Annotated in this window: 13 protein-coding genes; 9 read left to right on the top strand and 4 right to left on the bottom strand. The window is 45.4% G+C overall.

The annotated features are described in order from the left end of the window. Positions 1 to 81 precede the first annotated feature (81 nt). The 4 genes from KD145_RS19370 (at position 82) to KD145_RS19355 (ending at position 9,171) form a co-directional block, all read left to right on the top strand. Entirely contained in the window at positions 82 to 672 is a 591-nt protein-coding gene (locus KD145_RS19370; RefSeq protein ID WP_212000947.1) for a hypothetical protein, read from the top strand. Positions 673 to 775: 103 nt separating this feature from the next. Next, complete coding sequence (locus KD145_RS19365) at positions 776 to 1,417, top strand: hypothetical protein (RefSeq protein ID WP_212000946.1); 642 nt, start codon at positions 776 to 778, stop codon at positions 1,415 to 1,417. A 234-nt stretch (positions 1,418 to 1,651) separates the two neighbouring features. Further along, entirely contained in the window at positions 1,652 to 6,721 is a 5,070-nt protein-coding gene (locus tag KD145_RS19360; RefSeq protein ID WP_212000945.1) for a translocation/assembly module TamB, read from the top strand. Beyond that, positions 6,721 to 9,171, top strand: a complete 2,451-nt coding sequence (locus KD145_RS19355; protein WP_212000944.1) for a BamA/TamA family outer membrane protein — start codon at positions 6,721 to 6,723, stop codon at positions 9,169 to 9,171. Before KD145_RS19360 ends, KD145_RS19355 begins: the two co-directional genes overlap by 1 nt. A 66-nt stretch (positions 9,172 to 9,237) precedes the next feature. Here KD145_RS19355 and KD145_RS19350 read toward each other — a convergent pair whose 3' ends face one another. Continuing rightward, complete coding sequence (locus tag KD145_RS19350) at positions 9,238 to 10,974, bottom strand: thiamine pyrophosphate-dependent enzyme (RefSeq protein ID WP_212000943.1); 1,737 nt, start codon at positions 10,972 to 10,974, stop codon at positions 9,238 to 9,240. Positions 10,975 to 11,093: 119 nt separating this feature from the next. On the opposite strand from KD145_RS19350, the gene KD145_RS19345 reads away from it, so the two are divergent. From KD145_RS19345 to corA, 3 genes are all read left to right on the top strand, one after another. Beyond that, complete coding sequence (locus tag KD145_RS19345) at positions 11,094 to 11,483, top strand: septal ring lytic transglycosylase RlpA family protein (RefSeq protein WP_212000942.1); 390 nt, start codon at positions 11,094 to 11,096, stop codon at positions 11,481 to 11,483. A 372-nt stretch (positions 11,484 to 11,855) separates the two neighbouring features. Further along, positions 11,856 to 13,115: a DUF3472 domain-containing protein gene (locus KD145_RS19340; protein ID WP_212000941.1), complete on the top strand. Its 1,260-nt coding sequence runs from the start codon at positions 11,856 to 11,858 to the stop codon at positions 13,113 to 13,115. 127 nt (positions 13,116 to 13,242) lie between these two features. Then, positions 13,243 to 14,361, top strand: coding sequence for a magnesium/cobalt transporter CorA (corA, locus tag KD145_RS19335; protein WP_212000940.1), 1,119 nt, complete (start codon positions 13,243 to 13,245; stop codon positions 14,359 to 14,361). Here the strand turns inward: corA and KD145_RS19330 are convergent. Together KD145_RS19330 and KD145_RS19325 are read right to left on the bottom strand one after the other, a co-directional pair. After that, entirely contained in the window at positions 14,358 to 14,864 is a 507-nt protein-coding gene (locus tag KD145_RS19330) for a DUF2480 family protein (protein WP_212000939.1), read from the bottom strand. The genes corA and KD145_RS19330 overlap by 4 nt on opposite strands. 116 nt (positions 14,865 to 14,980) lie before the next feature. After that, positions 14,981 to 17,077: a peptidylprolyl isomerase gene (locus KD145_RS19325; protein WP_212000937.1), complete on the bottom strand. Its 2,097-nt coding sequence runs from the start codon at positions 17,075 to 17,077 to the stop codon at positions 14,981 to 14,983. Positions 17,078 to 17,843: 766 nt separating this feature from the next. Between KD145_RS19325 and nadA the strand changes: the two genes are divergently transcribed. After that, complete coding sequence (gene nadA, locus KD145_RS19320) at positions 17,844 to 18,851, top strand: quinolinate synthase NadA (RefSeq protein WP_212000935.1); 1,008 nt, start codon at positions 17,844 to 17,846, stop codon at positions 18,849 to 18,851. A 2,044-nt stretch (positions 18,852 to 20,895) separates the two neighbouring features. Here nadA and KD145_RS19315 read toward each other — a convergent pair. Beyond that, positions 20,896 to 21,132, bottom strand: a complete 237-nt coding sequence (locus KD145_RS19315) for a FeoA family protein (protein WP_078669684.1) — start codon at positions 21,130 to 21,132, stop codon at positions 20,896 to 20,898. A gap of 161 nt (positions 21,133 to 21,293) precedes the next feature. Here KD145_RS19315 and ybeY point away from each other — a divergent pair, with 161 nt between their 5' ends. Next, entirely contained in the window at positions 21,294 to 21,725 is a 432-nt protein-coding gene (gene ybeY, locus KD145_RS19310) for an rRNA maturation RNase YbeY (RefSeq protein WP_212000933.1), read from the top strand. The last annotated feature ends 213 nt before the right edge of the window (positions 21,726 to 21,938 follow it).

Here is a 21,938-nt window from a genome sequence, read left to right as displayed (position 1 = left end):
ACCTTCAGCCGGGCCGGGTTTTTACCCGGCCTTTTATTTTGCCGGAATTGGATTACTTTTACGGCCCCTATAACCTGTACCATGAAACGATTCATTGCTGTTACCGCTACCTGCCTGCTCTTTTTCCAGCTGCAGGCACAGAAAAAACATAACGAAGGGAAAACCTATTTCCGGGTGTATGAAATCTCCAGAGCTTCCATAGAAGCGCGGCCCTGGAAAACACTGTTGCTGCTCTCTTCCGGTCCCATGTCCAGCAGAAAATATATACAGGACCTCCAGTATGAAATGAAAAAAAGACTGGAGAAAAAAGGGATGGCATGTTCTGTTGAATATGTAGGCCCGGAGTCTGACAACTTGCAGGAAAAGATTAACACTGCTGTTAAAACACATCATCCCGATCTGTATATGGTGGTTACTCCTACCTCTATACAAAACGTTACCACTGATGGCTTTAACGGGGATGAATTCAAGTCCGGCAGACCACTGATAGACTGGACGCAACAAATCTTTGAAATCAACCTGTACGATAATACAACCGGACAGCTCATTCTCTGGAAGGCCCGCCTGGAAACCCGCACCGACCTCGCCGCGGAGAAAATTTTCAAACGCCTGTCAGCAACCCTGCTTGACCGCTGGGAAGAAATCGGCCTTATCTCGAAAAAGCCATCCTGAGCTTGATAGTTTTACAGACAGAATTAACAGATCAGCAGAAATAAATCCGCCGTTCAGCTATTTCCCCTGCGCCCAGCCATGATTCCGGATACATTTGTTATCTATGAAACAATGGTGCTGCCTCTGGGGATTTTTTTTCATTTGCCTTTCTGCTGCTGCGCAGGAACAGGGAGAAGAGAACCTTATCCTGTATGCCACCACACTCAAAAAAGGACTCTATAAATCATTCCGGGAATTTCAGTTCAACAGCCCTTCGGAAGAAGGAGACCTGGTGATAAAAAGCCGTAGTACCGCGGCCCAGATTTACCTGCTCGCCAGCAGGATTGAACTAGTGATGCGCGACCGGGCAGGGCAGGAGCATAAAATAAAAAGCTACTGGGGCTTCTGCGATGGTCAGCATGTCTACATAAAAGATAATGGCCTGAATGAAATACAGCAGGCCGGTTATTATTGCACCTACGAAATCCATGGTGTTCAGCCGTCCCGCAGTATCTACAACCAGGCAGATATGACTGTCAATACCCTCAACACCCCCATACATCTGAAGAAAGTTATCAACATCATTACCGGCGAGATACTGGAACTGTCTCTCTATAATCTCCGGAAATACATTCTGCCACAAGATCCCGAACTACTGGAAGAATTCAGGACAGACCCAAACAAAAAAGACAAGCTCGAATATTATATTTCCCGTTTTAATCAGCGTAACAAACCCTCCCTGCCTTCCCCTCAAAGCGGGAAATAATCTACCCAACCACCAGCAACAGACGGCCTTTCCCACTCCTGTCATCAATTTTCAGTATGCCCGTTCACGTATTTTAATGTATCCTTGCAATATTATTCACCCCCAATACCTGCGGGTATGGATTTTGTACTGCTACAGGGCTAGTAGGCGGAAACTCAGGGTTAAACCCGAAAAATAAACCATTGGAACGCTCGTGCGTTTTATTTCATAAATTACTTTTAGTAATCAAACATAGTGACAGAACCAGCAGAAACCGGAGAAAAACGCGGACGCCCCTGGTGGCGTTGGCTTTTATGGATCATTGTTGCGGTGCTTCTTTTGCCCGTAATGGCAGTATTATTATTGCAGTTGAATGGAGTGCAGAACTACCTGAGAGAACAGGGGGAAATCTATTTACAGCGGAAACTGAAGACCAAAGTACAGATAGGCTACCTCCGGGCAAGAGGATGGCAGTACCTGGAACTACGGAACGTTTATGTGGCCGACACTTCGCAGCAAACCCTTTTTTATACCAGCTCCCTTAAAGTCCACTATAACCTGCTGGCCCTTATCAACAACGAACTTCAAATTGACAAGCTGGAATGGGATTCGCTGCTGATCAATGTTTACCGCTATAAAGGTGATTCTGCATTCAACTATCAGTTTGCCATTGATGCCTTCTCCAGCAAAAAAACAACTCCGGATACTATCGCGCCTGCCTCAGGGACCACGCTCCAGTTCAGGATCAAAGATGTATCCCTTCGACATGCCAGACTGCGTTATGAAGATCAACCCGGTGGGATGAGCACTATCGCTGCCTGGGATACTCTTCATATATCACCCGACGACCTGATTGTTGAGGATGGCATCTATGCCTTCAGGGGAATTGAGCTGGTTGGCTTCAAAGGTTTCTTCCAACAGCAGTATATCCCTTCAGTAGCTACCAATGCGGCTCCGCCGCCACCGCCCGAAGACACCAGCAGTCCCGGCATTCACCTGCTGATGAAAAAGCTGCAGATAAAAAACAGTTCTTTCCTGTACAGCAGTGATGGTATCGGCATATCCACCATCTGGAAAATAGGAGATCTGGTATTACGTAACAGCAGCCTCGATACCGATTCTACCCGGATACAAGTAGGAGACCTGACCATCCGTAATACTACCGGATCGCTGTCCATGGTGCCCGGTAAGGATAATACGCCGCCACCTCCCGACACTACGCCCAATACATGGCAGGTATTTGCCACACAGGTCAACCTCGACCGCCTTGGTTTGCGGTACGATAACGGTACGCCCACACCAAAGGCTGCTGGCCCCGACCCGGACTACAACCACCTGTTTCTGACCGGCATCTATTCAAAAATTACCAATATTCAGTACAGCCCGGATAGCACCCTGGCCAGCATAAAAAGCCTCTCCGCCCGTGACTGGTCAGGCTTCACCATCCGTAAGGCCAATATGGACTTCTCCTTTACGCCTAAAAGCCTTACGCTGAAAAACTTCCTGGTACAAACCAACAAAAGTATTCTCAGAAAACATATAGCCGTTACCGTTCCATCCTGGGATGGTATCGCTGATCATATGGACCAGCTGGGCCTGGACGCCAATCTCGATTCCGTGCAGATAGCCCTGGCAGAATGGCTTCCTTTTGTACCCGATGCGCGCAAGAACAAATACTTCAATCCACTGTGGAAAAAACAGCTAACGCTGTCGGCTATATTAAAAGGCAATCTGGGAATGCTGAATATCAAACAGCTGTACCTCAACGACCATGACGGCAACCTCATCAAAGCCACCAACGGACAAGTAGAGCATGTAACTGATGTGGACCGTTTAAATGCCAACCTGCCGGATCTTTTTATTCAGTCGGGTAATAAACCGCTGCGCTCCTGGCTGCCAGCCGGCACACTGCCGGATACGCCCCGGCTGCCCGAACATATGATCATCACCGGCCTCTTCAAAGGCGGCATGAAAAATATGCTGACACAGCTGCAGCTGAAAAGCGACTACGCCAATGCCAATGTGAACGCCAAACTGTCTAATATCACCGATAGCATACGCGGTACCTACGATGTCAACATTCCATCCTTCAGGATACATCCTGGCATTATGCTCTATGACACCGCCTATGGATGGATGAGCGGTAAACTGTCGGCTACCGGTCAGGGCTATACGCTGAAGCAAATGGCAGCTAAAGCCGCTGTCACGCTGTATGATGCGACCTACAACCGCTATACTTACCGCAATATCAATATAAACGCCAGTATCCATAAAGGAGCCTTCCAGGCAAATGGAGAAAGTGCAGACACCAGTATCAATACGACTTTTGACATTAGTGGCCAGTTGGGTGATACAGCCCTGCAGTCGCTGAAAGCTAATATGGAGATTACCAATGCCGACCTCTATGCTACCCATTGGTACACAGAGCCATTGAGTCTGAAAGGCAATTTGGTGGCAGACTTCAGCAGCCTGGCACCACAGCGGCTGGAAGGTAACGCCCTGCTGACCGGCTGGCAGATAACCACCAAAGACCAGATAGTGCCGTTAGACACGGTTTCATTAGTAGCTCATTATCACGACCGGCAATACATCGACATCAAAAGTCCGTTTGGCCCCATCACGGCCAACGGCCATATGGATTATACCAAAATCGGCGACGCCTTCAGCCGGATCATCATGAAACCGCTGCTGCCTGCCGATTCCGGCCGTATTGTAATCGTTCCGCCAGGTCAGTATCTGGAATTCGCGGCCTCCCTGCAGGTGCCCCGGAGCTTTGCTCCGCTGATTTCCGGCCTCCGGATGGATATGCCGATGGATATCAGCGGCCGTCTCAACAGCGACAGTAGTTTACTGTTTGTAAAAGCCAATCTTCCTAAATTCAACTACGACTCTATCCAGGTAGACAGCCTGCAGTTATATGCCCGCATAATAGACACCTCCCTGCAAACCCGCCTGTCTATCGCGGACATAAAACATCCTTCCTTCCCGTTGTACCATACCGTACTGTCAGCACATGCTAATACCGGTGTGGTCAACTTCGGCCTGCTGCTTGATGATATTAAACGACAACCTAAATACCGGCTCGGCGGGATATTATCCTTCCTGCCGGACAATGTAATGCAGCTGACGCTTAAACCCGATCTGCTGCTGAATAAACAGCCCTGGAATGTAGCTGAAAACAATATCCTGCGCATCAAAAACGGCGCCCCGGATACAGCCAACATCAAACTATTCCAGGGTGAACAGTCCATCGCTGTCAACACCATTCCTGACACCACAGGCACTCCAGCCCTGCAGGTCCGTATCGGCAACTTCCAGCTGGCCACCATCACCGGTATGCTTGCCACAGATACGCTGCTGGCCAACGGCCTCCTCAACGCAGAAGCACTGGTCCGCAACTGGAACGCCAGCCCACTCGTTCACGCCAAACTCAAAGTGGACAGCCTTACTGTAAAAACAGCCGAGCTGGGCACACTCGACGCCACCGTTGACAATGCCACGCCGGAAACGTATAAACTCAATGCCACACTCAAAGGACATGGCAACGATGTGAATATCGCCGGTACCTACGACAGCACTATCAACGCACAGGTGACTGTCGCCAATCTGCAAATGGCCTCCCTGGAACCTTTCACCATGGGTAGCATCACCCATATGTATGGTAACGCCAACGGCCAGTTTAATATCACTGGTACTGCCAGCGAACCTAATGTAAAAGGGGACCTTCACTTCAAGAATGCCGGCGGTGTAATCAGTTACATCGGCAGCAATCTGCACCTACCCGATGAAGACATTGTGATAGATGAAAAAGGTATTCTTTTCAACAACCTGGTGGTGGCCGACAGTCTCAACAATGAACTCATTGTGAACGGCCGTATCAACACCACTGATTTTATCAAATACGGCTTTAACCTGAGCATCACAGCCGATAATTTCATGGCACTGGGCAAACAGCAAAACAACGATCAGTGGATCTATGGTCCGGCCTTTATTGACAGTAAAGTCACCGTTCGTGGTTCCCTGGATCTGCCCAGAGTAGATGCCAATGTAAAACTCCGCGACAAATCCAGCGTCACCATGATCCTGCCGCAGGAAGAGCCCGGACTTGCCGACAGGGAAGGCATCGTGGAATTTATTGACAAAGATCATCCGATAGATACCGCCCTGATGGCCAAACTGGACAGCGCCAAATACAGCAACCCAAGACTCAAAGGCGTCTTCTTCTCCGGCAATCTCGAAATCACGCCGGAATCAATGCTGAAAATCATTATCGATAAAGACAACGGAGACTTCGTACAGGCCAAAGGTACCGCCAACCTCAATGCCACGCTGGATCCCAGCAGCAAAATGAGTATTACCGGCCGTTACGAAATCGCTGAAGGAAAGTATGAAATGTCGCTTAATCAGCTCATCAAACGCTCCTTCGATATCCAGAAAGGCAGCTTCATCTCTTTCAACGGAGATGCCATGAGTGCCGATCTGGACATCACCGCCAAATACAGTGTCAACGCCCCCGCCATAGACCTCATCCAGGACCAGCTTGGTGGCATGTCGACAGAACAACGGAATACTTATAAACAACGTATTCCCTTCGATGTATATCTCAAGATCAAAGGCAGTCTGCTGAAACCAGACATTAGCTTCCAGCTCGATATGCCTGAAAGGGAACGCAACGTGTTCAACGGTATGCCTTATAACCGTATCAAACAGATCAACCTGGTACCATCTGAACTGAATAAACAGGTAATGGGATTGCTGGTGCTCAACACATTCATTCCTGATGACCCGATGAGCACACTGGACAATGGCGGAAACGCCGTAGGTCAGGCTGCACGCAACAGCGTAAGCAAGATATTATCCCAACAGCTGAATAACCTGGCCGGCAACCTGATCAAAGGAGTAGACCTCAGCTTCGACCTGCAAAGCAGAGAAGACTATTCTACCGGCTCTGCGCAGGAAACGACCAACCTCAATATCGGCGCATCCAAAAAACTATTTAATGAACGTTTAACCGTTTCCGTTGGTTCCAATATCATGCTCTCAGGCAACCAGCAAAACGCCAGTTCTCTGGTAGGTGATATCTCCGTAGAATATAAGCTGAGCCGCGATGGCAGATACCGGTTAAGGGTATATCAGCGCAATGATAACCAAACCGTTATACAGGGTCAGTACACCGAAACCGGTGTTGCCTTTATGCTGGTGATGGATTATGATGAATTCAGGGAAATATTCCAGCGCTCCAAAAAAGAATTCAGACAACAGCGCCTGCGCGATGAAAAGGCCATAAAGGAGGCAAAGCAGGCAGAAACAAATCAGAAGAAGTAATGCAGAAGGGAAATAGCTATATCATCATATGTGTCATTTTATGCCTGGGCTTCCTGGCTATCAGCTCCTGCAGCACTACCCGTTCGGTACCGGAAGGAGACCGCCTCTTTACCGGCAGCGGTATCCACTGGAAAGGAAAAAAACCGAAAGACTACAGCTCTCTGGACGAAGGAATGGAAAAGAGGACACGCCCTCGTCCCAACCGCAGGTTCCTGGGCATGCCCATCAAGCTGTGGTTGTATAATATGGGCCATGAGCCTAAGAAAAAAGGATTGAACTACCTTTTACGCAAAAAATGGGGAGAACCACCTGTATTGCTCAGCCAGGCTAAACCCGATTATACGGGCAAGGTCCTGGAAAACTATCTGGTAGATCATGGCTATTTTCAGGCTGAAGTTTCTTCATCCATAAAATATAAAGGCAGCAAAAAAGCTTCTATCCAATACGAAGCAGTACCTAATCACCGCTACACCGTCAAAAGTGTTACCTACCTTACTGATACAAGCGCTATTGGTCGTACTGTCACTAAAACCTACGACAAAAGCTCACTGAAAGTAGGAGCACCTTATTCACTGGATTCTATCAAGGCCGAACGGGAACGTATACACGCCAGTTTAAAAGAACAGGGCTATTATTATTTTACGCCGGATTATCTGCTGGTACAGGCCGATACCACCAACAATGGTACGGTAGACCTGTTTGTGAAGATAAAAGACAATACCCCACTGCTGGCACTCCGGCCTTACCGGATGCACGATATCAGCCTGTTTCCAGACTATTCGCTGGACAACGATTCCTTGTCTACCCAGGGTACACCGCTGTATTACCACGGCATGTATATTGTCGATTCCGCCAAACGTTTTAAGCCCATTGTATTTGATCGTTCTGTGTTCCTGCGGCCAGACAGCCTTTACCGGTTGAGTTCCCACAATATCACGCTGCAACGTCTTATCAATCTGGGCGTATTCAAATTTGTGAAAGGCTCTTTCCGGCCGGTAAGAGATACTTCCCGCCACAACATTACCGGCGGCAATCCTAATGTACCTGCCATAAGAGATACCTCCAGGCCCCGGTTCGTACAACGCGGCGCCGACAGCACCTATCGCCGCGACACCGCGCTCGCCGGTACTTACCGCGCTATGGTCAATAACCGGGTATCACTCGACAGTGGCTGGCTCGATGCCAAGTTCTACCTGACCCCCTATAAAAGCCGCTCCTTACAAACAGAGTTGAGAGGTACTTCCAAATCCAATGGCTACATCGGTTCGGAAGCGCGTATTACAGCTAAAAACCGTAACTGGCTGCATTCTGCTACAACGCTGGAAATAGGGCTCCGGGGTGGTTTGGAATGGCAAACAGGTAATAATAGCGGGGGCGGCTCCAACTCCTACAATCTGGGGGCGGAAGTAGCGGTGACTTTTCCCCGTTTTCTGACACCTATCCCGTTCAATATCCGCACACCCTATGTGCCACGCACCCGTATGAGTGCGTCTTACGAGCTGTACAGCCGGGTAAACCTGTATGACCTCAACGCCTATACGTTGCAGCTGCAATACCTGTGGCAGAAATCAGCTTATCTCAATCATGCCCTGTCACCCATTGCAGTCACCTATGTATTGCCTACCAAAACAACCAAAGCTTACGACAGTATCCTCGCCAATGATCCCAGCCAGCGGGCATCCATCGAAAAACAATTTATCATGGGCGGCAATTATACGATCACCTTCAATAACCAGACTGCCAACCGTATACACAGCTTTTTCCTGAGCGGCAATATCGACGTGTCAGGAAATATTGCAGGGCTGCTCATCAAAAAAGGAGATTCTACCAAAAACATATTAAAAAACCCTTTTGCCCAATATGAGCGGCTTACCCTCGAAGGCCGTCACTACTGGAGTATAGGCAAAGGCAAACAATGGGTCAACCGCCTTTTTATCGGGTATGGCCTGCCCTATGGCAACTCTACAACACTACCTTTCATTAAGCAGTTCTTCACCGGTGGTAGCAGCAGTATCCGTGCGTTCAGAGCCCGCACACTGGGGCCCGGTTCTTATTTCGACAAAGCCCAGGATACCAGCTCCCTGCTGGCCAATGAAGCCGGGGATATCAAGCTGGAATTTAACTCGGAAGTACGTATTCACCTGACCAGTGTATTTAACCTCGCTGCCTTTATTGATGCGGGTAACATATGGCTGCAAAAGAATATTCCGGAGAAGCCCGGTAGCCAGTTCAAATTTGATACTTTCTATAGGGAAATTGCTGTGGGTGGCGGCTTAGGCCTCAGAATAGATGCATCCATCGTGGTAGTACGTTTCGACCTGGCAACACCTTTCCGTATTCCTTATCTTCCGCCCAACGAACGATGGGTGTTTAATAAAATTAATTTCGGTGATCCCGACTGGCGAAAGAAAAATCTGATATTGAATATCGCTATCGGTTACCCATTCTAGTATTTAGGGATTTTGAGATTTTGAATATTATCACCATTCTTTCAAAATCTCAAAATCCCCAATTATTTACAGCACATCTTTGATATGCTTATAGTTAGATTTTACAGCATCCAGCACATCATCAAATCTTCCTCCCAATATCAGTTTCCCCATCCACAAGGCATACCCTTTCATCTGTTCAAATTCTATTTTCGGAGGCATGGCCAGTGAGCTGGGGTTGGTGAAAATGTTCACCAGCACAGGCCCGGAGGCTTTACATGCTTTCACGAGTGTCGACTCCGTTTCATCCGGCTCACGGATGGTAAAAGTCGTGAATCCCATAGCGGCGGCTACTGCTGCAAAGTCTGGATTAATCATATCTGTTTGCCAGTCCGGCAGACCCGCCACTTCCATTTCCAGTTTGACCATGCCCAGTGAACGGTTATTAAAAACGATCACTTTTACCGGCAGGTTATATTGACGGATGGTCATCAGGTCTCCCAACAGCATGGTCAGGCCTCCATCGCCGCATAGGGCATATATTTCCCGGTCCGGCTGGCACAATGCAGCGCCGATAGCCTGTGGCATAGCATTAGCCATGGAACCGTGATTAAAAGACCCCAGCAATGTACGTTTACCCGTAGCCGTAATATACCTGGCAGTCCATACATTAGTCATACCCGTATCAACCGTAAAAACAGCATCAGGAGAAGCCAGCCTGTTGACAACACTGGCAACATATTCCGGGCTGACGGCCTCTTCTTTTCCACGGTCTTCTACATAGGTTTGCAGTTTTTGTTCTACTTCCTGATGGAAGTCTGTCATGGTGTCCAGGAAGTTCCTGTCTTTTTTCTCCAGTATCATCGGTAATAAAGCCTGCAGAGTAGGGCCGATATCACCACAGAGCCCCATCTCCAGGGAGGCACGGCGGCCGAGTCTTTCCGGCTGTTTGTCTATCTGTATGATCTTCGTTTTTTCAGGCATAAATGGAGTATAGGGAAAGTCGGTGCCCAGCAGCAGTACTACGTCTGCTTCGTGCATGCTTTTATAGGCAGATGCCAGTCCAAGCAGCCCAGTCATGCCTACGTCGTTGGGGTTATCATATGCAATGCCCATTTTAGCGCGGAAGGAGTAGCTGACAGGTGCTTTCAACAAAGTGGCCAGGGTCATTACATCATCATGGGCGCCGGTAGCTCCCAGTCCGCAATAAATGGCCACTTTTTCGGCCCCTTGTAACAGGTTGGCCAGCTGTTGCAGTTCTGCCTCGGCAGGGCGCAATACCGGCGAGGTATGATACAGCTTCAGGGAAGTGCTGATGGATACTGCCCCTGCGGCAGCCACATCACCCGGCAGGCCCAGTACGGTCACGCCTTTTTTATGTACTGCATGTTGCAGGGCGGCCTGTAACATGCGTGGGGCCTGTTCCGGTGTACAAGCCACCTGGTTGTAATGGCTGCAGTCTGCAAACAACTTGATGGTATTCGTTTCCTGAAAATAATCACTGCCAAACTCATTGCTGGCGCAGGTAGAAGCAATAGCAATCACGGGGGCGCCTGAACGATGTGCATCATATAATCCGTTGATCAGGTGCACATGTCCTGGTCCGCTGCTTCCTGCACAGCAGGCCAGTCCGTTGAGCTGTGCTTCGGCACCGGCGGCAAAGGCTCCGGCTTCTTCATGCCTTACATGGACCCACTGAATACGTCCGTCTCTGCGTACCGCATCATTCAGATGGTTCAAGCTATCTCCCGTTACAGCATAAATACGTTTAATGCCGGCATCGGCCAGCATTTCCACTAATTGGTCGGCAACTAACTTTCCCATATATTTTTATTTTTTCCGGATGATTTTCTGTAGAAAAACAACAGGGATAACACTTTGTTTAAGTCAATCCCATCAGAAATAATCTCTATATTTATAGACCTAAACTGCGGCACATCTTTATGACACCTTCATTACGCTCTGTAAAAAACAAATACCTGCTGCTGGCTGGTATCTCACTGATGATAAGCACTACTGCGTGTAGCCGTAAGGTTACCCAAAGTGGTAAAGCTTCTTTTTACGCAGACTCCTTTGATGGGAAACGTACTGCCAGTGGAGAAACATTCCGGCAATACCGGCTTACAGCAGCCCATAAGACACTCCCTTTTGGTACCAAAGTAAAAGTGATGAACACCGCCAACGGCCGTACGGTAAAAGTGCGCATTAACGACAGAGGACCTTTCGCGCCTGGAAGAGTAATCGATCTGTCCCGGAAGGCAGCGGCCAAACTGGGTATGCTCAAAACCGGCGTGGCTACTGTGGAGATAAAATACAAGCAGCCAAAAAAATGAGAAGGAGAAATGCGGTGACATTTCCCCCTCTCTTATTAATCATAACAGGTGCCCGTTTAACTCAAGCAGATTACTTGTTGAATTGTGCAACACGTTCTCTTCCACATCGCAATACCCGTTTGTCTACCATCTGTTTTGACAAACACAACAAAAACCACAGTCTATCATCTTCCTCTAAATAACACAAAAACAATTCCCCGAAAAAAAACCTTGCCGGCGGCTATTTCCTCTGCCAGCGGCTGCATCACGGCTGTATAGATTTTTTCCCACACCGTAGATAAAATGGATTCTCATTCCAGTGTAATTTTTTACCGGAAGCGTTGCATATGGAGGATGTGGCTGTTTTATTTGCTGAATACTAATTACAGAACAATGAAAAAATATTTCCTTTTCAATGCACTACTGGTGATATGCCTGTCTGTGCAGCAAATTTTTGCCCAAACGACACCGGTTGTACTACCAGGTTTTACTGCCTACGCCGATCCGGAAGAAAAAGATGTAGAGATCAACGACCGCAATGGCGTGATAGATTGGACCGGCAATAACAACACCGTCAATTTTTATTTTCATGCAGCTACTGCAGGAAAACTAAAAGTAACCCTGCAAGCCAGATCTGACGCTGGTAGTAAAGTATCTGTCACATTAAATGGAACGACAAAAATAGTAAGTATTCCTAACAATAATGAATATACGGATATTTCCGTTCTGCAAACAACAATTTCCAAACCGGGTTTTTATACCATTACCCTGAAGGGCATAGAGAAATCCGGAAAAATATATGCAGCCGTAAAAGGAATCAGCCTGGAAGGTCCTGCTACAAAGGATATCCAGTTCAACCCAAAATCCTGGCGCCGTTCAGCATCCGTACACCTGAACTATCCGGTGCCGGAAGGAAAAAATGTAGAATGGTTTTACGGTGAAATAAAAGTACCCGAAGGAGAAGACAAACTGGGCACTTACTTCATGTCCTGTGGTTTTCATCGTGGATATTTCGGGATGCAGGTGAATGGTCCTGCTGAGAGACGAATTATTTTCTCTGTATGGGATGCGGGTACTGAGCCTGACAAGCGCAGCAATGTTAAATACGAAGATCAGGTGGTACTGCTCGCAAAAGGGGATAGCGTATACGCCAGCGGCTTCGGCGGAGAGGGTACTGGTGGCCATAGTCATTGGCTATATAACTGGAAAGCCGGTGAAACCTATCGTTTCCTGATGCACGCTGTACCCGTAGGTACTATCACTACCTACACCGCTTACTTCTACGTTCCCGAGCATCACGAGTGGAAACTGATCGCCAGCTTCCGCGCGCCTAAAGACGGCAAATACATGGGACATCTCTATTCTTTCCTGGAGAACTTTTCCTTTGAAAACGGACATCTAGGCCGCAAAGGCTATTATGGCAACCATTGGATCAAAACCAATACCGGCGAGTGGATAGAGCTCACCAAAGCCAAATTCACAAACGATGCCACTGCCAAAGCCAAAGACCGCCTTGACTTCGGCGGCGGCTCCGAAAATGGCTGGTTTTACCTGTGGACCAGCGGCTTCAAGCCTGCCAATGCACAATACGGGGATATCTTCGAGCGTCCTGCCGGTGGCAAACAACCGGAGATAGAGCTGCCAAGGTTCTAACTTTCATCAGGGGGCCAGGAATGCTGTTGCTAAAGAGATTCTGTTAAATCCTTTGCATTCCTGGCCTCTTTGTTCCTTTGCGTGCCATTTTCCTTTAAATTGGGTTCGAAACATAGCTAGTGCAGATATGCTGAAGTCTGTAAAAAATAAATTGCCGATCCCGGGTGTGGGTATGCTGGATGCGCTGAATCCTTTTAAGGTTAAAAAACAGCGTATCATGAATTTTAATCCTGCTACAGGAGTAGCTTCCCGCAAGCCTTCTGAATGCAGTAAAATCACTGTTTTTGATTATAACGGCAGCGGGTGTACGGAGAAAGTATTGTCATCGCTGGAAGAAACTTTTGCTTATCGCGACAACCCAACGTTTGCCTGGATTAATATTGATGGCCTCCGTAAAGAAGATGTGCATACCATCTGTGCGCATTTTATGATCCATCCGCTGATAGAAGAAGATATCCTCAGTATAGGGCAGCGCGCCAAGATGGATGAAATAGGAGAGCGCCTCTTTTGTTTGTTGCCCATGATGTATTTCAACAAAGAAACTTCTACCATAGACCAGGAGCAAGTGAGCATTGTAATGGGGAAAAACTTTGTCATCTCCTTTCAGGAAGATCCTACCAGGGATGTTTTTGACCCGGTACGGGATAAGCTGAGGATACCCGGTTCCCGCATCCGTAATGGTACCATGGACTTCCTCTGTTATTCACTGCTCGACGTGATTGTGGATAACTACTTCCTGGTGCTGGATAAGCTGGGAGAAAGGATAGAACTGATGGAAGATGTGGTACAGCACGAACCCAATACCCGTACACTGGCACGTATTAACTTTCTGCGGCGGCAGGTATTTCTGTTCAAGCGGGGAGTAGCACCAGTAAGGGAATTGGTGAACGGTTATCTCAAAAGTGAAAGTGATTTACTGGAAGATAATGTGACCAAATACTATAAGGATGTATATGATCACATTATCCAGTGTAATGATCTGGCAGATAACTACCGCGATATGATCCTGAACGTGCAGGACCTGTATCATTCGCAGCTGAACCTCAAAATGAATGAGATCATGAAAGTGCTGGCAGTGGTAACCACCCTGCTTACGCCGCTTACATTGATAGCAGGCATTTATGGTATGAACTTCCACAATATGCCTGAGCTGGAATCGCGGAATGGCTATTTCTATACCCTGGGAGGTATGGGTTTACTGTTGATCCTGATGATCTTTGTTTTCCGGAAGAGAGGCTGGTTCTAGGCCTTTTTCTTATATACCGGCACTGAAGAACAGGCTTCTCCGTACATGATGCTTTTCGCTACCGGGCGCAGGAGCCGGGTTATTTCCGCATAGGCCACTTCGCCCACTCTTTTATCCCCACATCCTTTGATCACGATACGTTTATCTGTGAAAGACGCAACGTCAATAGTGGATAAATTCTTCAGGTACAATGTTTTATATATAAAATCTGCGTCTCCGAAGGCAGCAAAGGCAGCTACAGGCTCCAGGTTGGTCATCACCAGCATATAAGCCCACAGGGGGATAACCGCATCTGCTGTACATACCAGGCCTACATTTTTTCCACGGAATTGTTCCCAGTCCAGCGATTGCATGGCAGCGCGGAAATCTTTTTCTTTCAGGATCATGCCCATAAAGAGATAATCCTTCATATCAAAAATGACAGTTTCTCCTTTAGGAAAATAATTCTCCAGGTCAATGGTTTCCAGGCCACTCTGTGCTACTTTATTGATTATTTCATCCATAGGTCTGTTTTTTACTTCAACAAATTTACGAAGATATGGTCAAGGAATATGGCCATGAAAAAAGGGAAGCATTACTGCTTCCCTTTTCTTATGTCAGTTAAAAATGTATCTGTCTGCTAGAAGAATTTGCCGCGGTTATCTTTAACAGTGCTCATTTTCTTCAGCACTTCAAACAGCTGCTGGTCCAGCAGGGATTTAACACCCTGTTCGTAAGCAGCCTGTTGAGCTGTCAGGCTTTGTGCTGGCTGTGCTACTGGTTCATAGCTATCAGCTTTGATCACGTATACGGCAGCATTACCTTCGATAGGGGTAGATACTTTAGCAGTACCCCAGTCTTTGTTGAAGGAAGCACCGGCAATGCGGGGTTCGAAGCCCAGGGAAGCGATAAACGGAGAAGCGAAGCTAACACCTTCAGCTTTTAAGATAGGCTGGTTGGAGGATTTGGCAGCAGCGTCCAGGTTAGCCGGAGTTTGCAGTTTAGCCATAATCTGTGTTGCTTTTTTATGCTTTTTCACTTCAGCTTCCACCTGAGGTCTTACGTCTTCCAGTGGAGCGGTACCTTCCTGGCGGATGCTGGTCAGCAGCGCTACCACATATTTTTCATCCAGGGTAAATACCGGGCTTACATCACCTTTTTTCGCATCGTTCACCCAACGAACCAGTTCGCGGGCCTGTCCGATACCAGGAACTACGAAGTCCATAGGACGTACGTTATCAGCGATTTTTTTGTTGAGTTTACCTTCCTGGATATTTTTTTCAAAGGCAGCACCGTTACGGCTTTTGCTAGCGAAGTCGCCGGCAGCGTTGTAAGCGGTGTTGTTGGTTTCCTTGCTGGCTTCAACAGATTTACCGAGGTAAGCCACTTTAATGGCAGGACCGATATTTTTCTGGTCCATGATTTCCATTACATGGTAGCCGAACTGGGTTTTCACCACTTTGATCTGGCCTTTGGTGCCTTCGAAAGCAAAATCTTTGAATTCAGGTACAAACGGAGTAGAAGGAGTGATATCGTATTCACCGCCGGTTTGTTTGCTACCCGGATCATCGGAGAACTGAGCAACGAGCGCTTTAAAGTCGGCTCCACCTTTTACAGCTACCGCGATGCTGTCAGCACGTTTTTTAGCTACAGAATCAGGTAATCCGCCCTGAGGTCCGCCGGAAGCGATCAGGATGTGACGTACTTTCACGCTGTCAGGCATGCTTTTACGGTCAACCATTTTAGCGAATACGATCAGGTTATTATCATAATAAGGACCGTATACAGCACCTACAGGCAGGTTTACGATAGAATCTTTCTGTGGTACCTGTGCTGCGTTTTTGGAAACGTAGCCATCATAGTATTTGATGTCGGAGTTACGGTTGATAAAACCGGCAATATCATGAGTGGTATCCAGTTCAGCTTTAAGAGCGAGGATCTGGTGGATGGCAGCAGTGGAATCCTGGGCAGAAGGAACAGCATCAAAAGATACATATTCCACTTTACGGGACTCTTCCACTTTAAAGAGTTGTTTATGGTCCTGGATGAAGCGGTTCAGTTCGTCATCTGTTACCTTAATAGTAGAATCAGCGATAGAAGCATAAGGAACACTTACATAGGAGATAGTAGCAGTTTTGCTGTTATCTGCCTGCTGTTGGGTAGCCATCCATTTAGGATAATATACACCTTGTTTGATCAGGGTGATATATTTAACCTGTTCCTGGGATTTGGCGATGTAGGTTTCCAGTTGCTCGAGAGCCTGACGGATCTGAGGGTTCTGTCCGGCCTGTGCGATAGTTTGCTGCAGTGCTGCGCGGTCAAACTGGCCATCACGGGTAAATTGCTGAACAACGATCGGGTTCGGGTTTTTACCTTTGATCTGGTCTACGATTTCTGCTTCAGTTACAGCGATACCCAGTTTTTTATATTGGGCCTGCATAATCTGTTCATTCAGAAACTGGTTCCAAACCTGCTCGCGGATATACTGACGAGTTTGTTCGTCAATATTACCGTTAGGCATCTGCTGGCGTGCGCCTGCTTCGGCATCCTGAATACGGCGCTGGTAGTCTGCGACATCCAGCTCCTGACCGTTTACTTTACCCACAGTAGTTGAACGGCGGGCGAGAGAACTTTTGCCAAAAAAGGCATCCTGCAACAGGAAACTAACAATAGCCAGGCAAATCACTACTACGATCACGACGGCATATTTGTCCCTGATTTTCTGAATTACTGACATATATTATATAGTCTACATTTTTAAGGATAGCAAAAATAGAATAAAATAACTGTAACTGCAAAAGAGTATTTTTTGCCCTCAAACCCAATACAGCAAAGGGTTTGAGGGCATTTTAGCACTTTTATGGACTGCTTTTCTTTCACAGGTTTTCCACAGATGTTCCCATTTGGCAATCCATTTTTTTTCAATGATTTAGCTTTTTTGAATGCCCGTTATGACTGGTATTTCCGGAAAATGACCTGCTTTTGGGGGTAGATAGTTTATTCACATTTGTGCAAAAGCTGTTTTTCATAATCCACAGGGAAATGTGAATAATATAGGTCTATTTTCACAACAGTTGCTTTTTGGCGGTTTTTGTCGTCCGGCTCTTTTTTTTCCACAATTGGTGTGTAAAACCCCCTGTAAAAGTGAAAATAAGGTGGGAAAAGGTACCTCTACACACAGGTAAAAGTAATTTTGTTTTTTTGCCAAAATTTCACCTCAAAAATACGGAGTGTGGATTGTGGATAGTAAAAGCGTTCTTTCAACATTTTTCCAATACCCACATCACAAAAAAGATTTTCACCAACAACGATATCCACGTATGTGGATGAAATACCCAAAATCCAGTAATGACGCGGAAAAGGCATGTTAATTAGATGTGGAAAGCGTATAAAAAAGGAATAACAACTACATTTGTACAGGAGCTGGAAAATTAATTTCCACATATTCACAGCCCTAATAGTAGTGGGCTTTTCTTTTTAAATAAATAAATAAGTATATAGCTATGATTACTGAAATCGCTGTCGCGAAAAAAAATTTGCAGCATAACGGATTTTTGGATATACCGGTTGACCCGGCTTTGGACTTATTTGCAGCGATCGAAAATTTGAAAAAAGAAAAAAATGCGATCGTACTGGCGCACTATTACCAGGAGCCTGATATCCAGGATGTGGCAGATTACATCGGAGACAGTTTGGGCCTCAGCCAGCAGGCCGCCAAAACAGATGCCGACATCATCGTTTTTGCCGGTGTGCACTTTATGGCTGAAACAGCAAAAATTCTGAGCCCTCAGAAAAAAGTGCTGCTGCCAGACCTTAAAGCCGGATGTTCCCTGGCCGACAGTGCTCCTCCTGAACTGTTTAAGAAGTTCCGCGACAAATATCCCGATCATATAGTGATTTCCTACATTAACTGTTCTGCGGGTATCAAGGCGCTTAGTGATATCATCTGTACCTCTTCCAACGCCGAAAAAATTATCGAAAGTGTTCCGGCGGACCAACCGATCATTTTTGCCCCCGATCGTAACCTGGGGTCTTATTTGATCAAAAAAACGGGTCGTGATATGGTTTTGTGGAACGGAGCTTGCATGGTTCATGAAATTTTCTCCCTGGAAAAGATTACCAAACTGAAGGCTCGTCACCCGAAAGCGAAAATTATCGCCCACCCGGAATGTGAACCAGCAGTACTTGCGGTTGCAGATTACATCGGTTCAACCACCGGCCTGTTGAAATTCAGTCAGAAAGATGATGCACAGGAATATATCGTGGTAACCGAAACCGGTATTCTTCACCAGATGCAAAAAGAAAATCCCGGAAAGACTTTCATCCCTGCACCACCGAATAATGCATGTGCTTGTAACGACTGTCCACACATGAAATTGAATACACTGGAAAAATTGTACTTGTGCATGGAATACGAACAGCCGGAAATCACGATGGAAGAAAACCTGAGAATCGCCGCTAAAAAGCCGATAGACAGAATGCTGGAGATTAGTGCACAAGCTGGATTATAATTTAACGTTCTGATTTTCAATAGTATTCGAATATTTTTTTTATATAATTGAAATCTTTCCACATCATCGAAGCCCCGAGGATTTTATATCCTCGGGGCTTCTTCGTTTTAAGCCGAATTATTTAATTCTCAGCGTGTTATGAAGGCGCTGAGAATTGATTATCCACTGTTTTTCCCAGCTGTTACCCGTCTATTTCAACAGTATGCAGTTTTTTTTCCTTTTTTGGATGTGAATAACCTGTTTATTCGTAAAATTGAAGGCCTTGAGATTTTAGTATTTTTTTTGCCCCTTGGGTTTACCCGGAAAATTTTTTTTTATGAGATTCTCACAGCGCTATAAACTTCGTGAGACTGTCATATTTGCGATCCTGCTGCAATCCCATCCTGATTTTTTGATTATTGTGCTGTAGATCACTTCTTTTTGAGGACGCTGAGAATGCGATATTTTTCTCATCGATGTGCATACCACGGATATTCAATTTCCATTCGATTCTCGAGCCATTCATTTTTTAAAGAGCGGAGTTATTTACGCATTAGCTGACATTAAATGCTGTGCATTATGCTGTGATACAGTGATGTGGAATTTATTTTTTCCAGGCAGACTCGGGTTATGGGGCTTTACTGCATTGATTTTTATGAGTGCTCTGAGAATCAAATATTTTTTTAAAATCAAGGGTTACCCCAGTGTTTTGTTTTTCGAATGATTCTCAGCGCACTGTCCGTCTGTCGAGAATGATGTCAGTATTGGGGTATAGCCGGACTCAAAAAAAATATTGAATTCTCAGCGCCTTCATAGTGCTTTGAGAATCGAATATTTTTCAGAGTCCTGGAATTTGGGTAAAAAGGCATATTTCGTGTAAATCTCAGCGTTCTTGCAAAGCGCTGAGAATCGAATATTTGAAAGGAGCAATTGGAGTAGTTTCGGGGTAAAAAGAATATTGGATTGTCAAGGCACTATGAAGGCGCTGAGAATTCAATATTCTTTTTTCATTTATGCTAAGATGTATGGGGATTATTTTACGCGAATGTCAACTTGAAAGGAAGGCGTTGAGAATGCGATATTTTTTAAGTGCATATACAGAGGATGAAAATTTTTAATTGAATTTATTGTCAGCGCATTGGCAGTGAGCTGAGAATTGAACGGTTTTTGGTGAATCGTAGGAATGATCGGGCGATATAATTCTAAGACTGTAGAGAAGGGGCTGAGGATGTTGTGAGTTTGTAGTTTTCAGGGTAGTGGAAGGATATGGAGGAATATTGCAGTGTCGGACCCTTTCTTTTTTGGACAATTTTAGAAATGATTTTCAATTTTCTCGCTTGGTTATCCCCAGAAGATTGCTGATTGAGTAAATTTTCAAAATTTTTTTGTTTTTAATAAGAGAAAATGTGGAAAAGTGAATGGAAGTGGTTGATTTTAGTAGAAAACAGACTGATTTTCTCATGAAGATGTGGAAAAATCAAATTTTTTTTGTTTTTCTAAGAAAATGAAGGCCGGAATGTGGAAAATGAAGAAATTTTTTTTGTTTTTCAGAAAAAATAGTGGCCAGGATGTGGAGAATGGGAGAAAATTTTTTGTTTTTCAGAGAAAATGAAGATCTGAATGTGGAAAATGGAAAATTTTTTTGTTTTTTCAGAAGGAATGAGCAGCAGAATGTGGAAAACGGAGAAAAATTTTCTGTTTTTCAAGAAAAAGTGGAATCATGATGTTGAAAAGTCAAATTTTTTTTTCTTTTTTATGTAGGAGAAAGCATTTTATGTGAAAAACTGAAGATTTTTTTTCTTTTTTATGCTAAAAGCGCTTGCGGATGTGGAAAAGTGTTATGAATTATCCTTTTTGGGTGAAGGTTTTAGGTAGATGAGTGGAAAAATGAAATTTTTTTTTGTTTTTTAAGATAAATAGAGCCTCTAATGTGGGAAAAATCAAAATTTTTTGATTTGAAGCCTGGTTGTAACGCTGAATGTGTGGAGAAATCAATTAAAGTGGGGTGGGATGGTTTAGATGAGGGCTATCTGCTAAAATAAATCGGGAATAGGAGGTAGAGGAATTATATTTCCTCTACCCAAATATGATCAGCTTCAGTTTTTCTGAGTGACAGATTGTATCCTGCCACCATAATTGAAATAGGATCGCCAAGTGGGGCGATTTTTTCAATTTTAACGGTTTCACCTGGAACGCAGCCCATTTCCATCAGTTTGATATGAAGATCATCTTTCTCAAATTCTATGATTACTGCGCTTTTACCTGTTGCCAGGGAAGATAATTTCATAATGCCTTTTTTCATAGCAACGTATTAATCTGTTTAAACTTTATTTGGCAACGGGGGTCAATTTTACCATGGATGACTGAGCAAAGGTACCCCTGAGCACGGAATATGCAAAAAGAATACGGCAGTCAATCCAAAATTTCACTTTACTTTTACACCCTTAATAATTTTAGAATTAGATGGCAATTCAGTTTACGGCTCACGAAATAAAGGTGAACCTGAAGGATAAGAGAAAGTTGAAATCTTTTTTAAAGGATTTGTTTGCCAGTGAAGGGCAAGGTCTTAAAGAACTGCACTATATTTTTTGTTCAGATGCCTATTTACTGGAAATCAACAAAGAATTTTTACAACACGATACTTACACTGATATCGTCACTTTTGAGATGGGGGAAGATCCCGATGTTACAGAAGGAGAAATCTATATCAGTTTTGATAGGGTGGTAGAGAATGCTGAAAAGTTCAATGTTCCTGTGAATCAGGAACTGCATAGGGTAATATTCCATGGAGCTTTGCATTTATGTGGATTTAAAGATAAAAGTAAGGTGGAGAATGCTTTGATGAGGAAAAAAGAAGATGAATATCTTATTAAATATTTTGGTTCGCTGAATTAAGGCAGCATGTTTCACGTGGAACATTCACTATTGGTTTTAGGATGAATGTTCCACGTGGAACATTGAGTATTCAACCTTAGCAAGAAGAGGAAGTATCCTTAGAGGTCTATTGGGGAATATATCGCACAAGCGTCCAGTGAGAAGGTACCTACTTCCATGTTTAATTGGGGAGTCTATGATGAACATGTTGCATAGCCATCTAATGACAGGGGT

The sequence above is a fragment of the Chitinophaga sp. HK235 genome (genome assembly GCF_018255755.1).
In the GTDB taxonomy this organism is placed as follows: Bacteria; Bacteroidota; Bacteroidia; order Chitinophagales; family Chitinophagaceae; genus Chitinophaga.
This window is presented reverse-complemented; position numbering and strand designations above follow the sequence as displayed.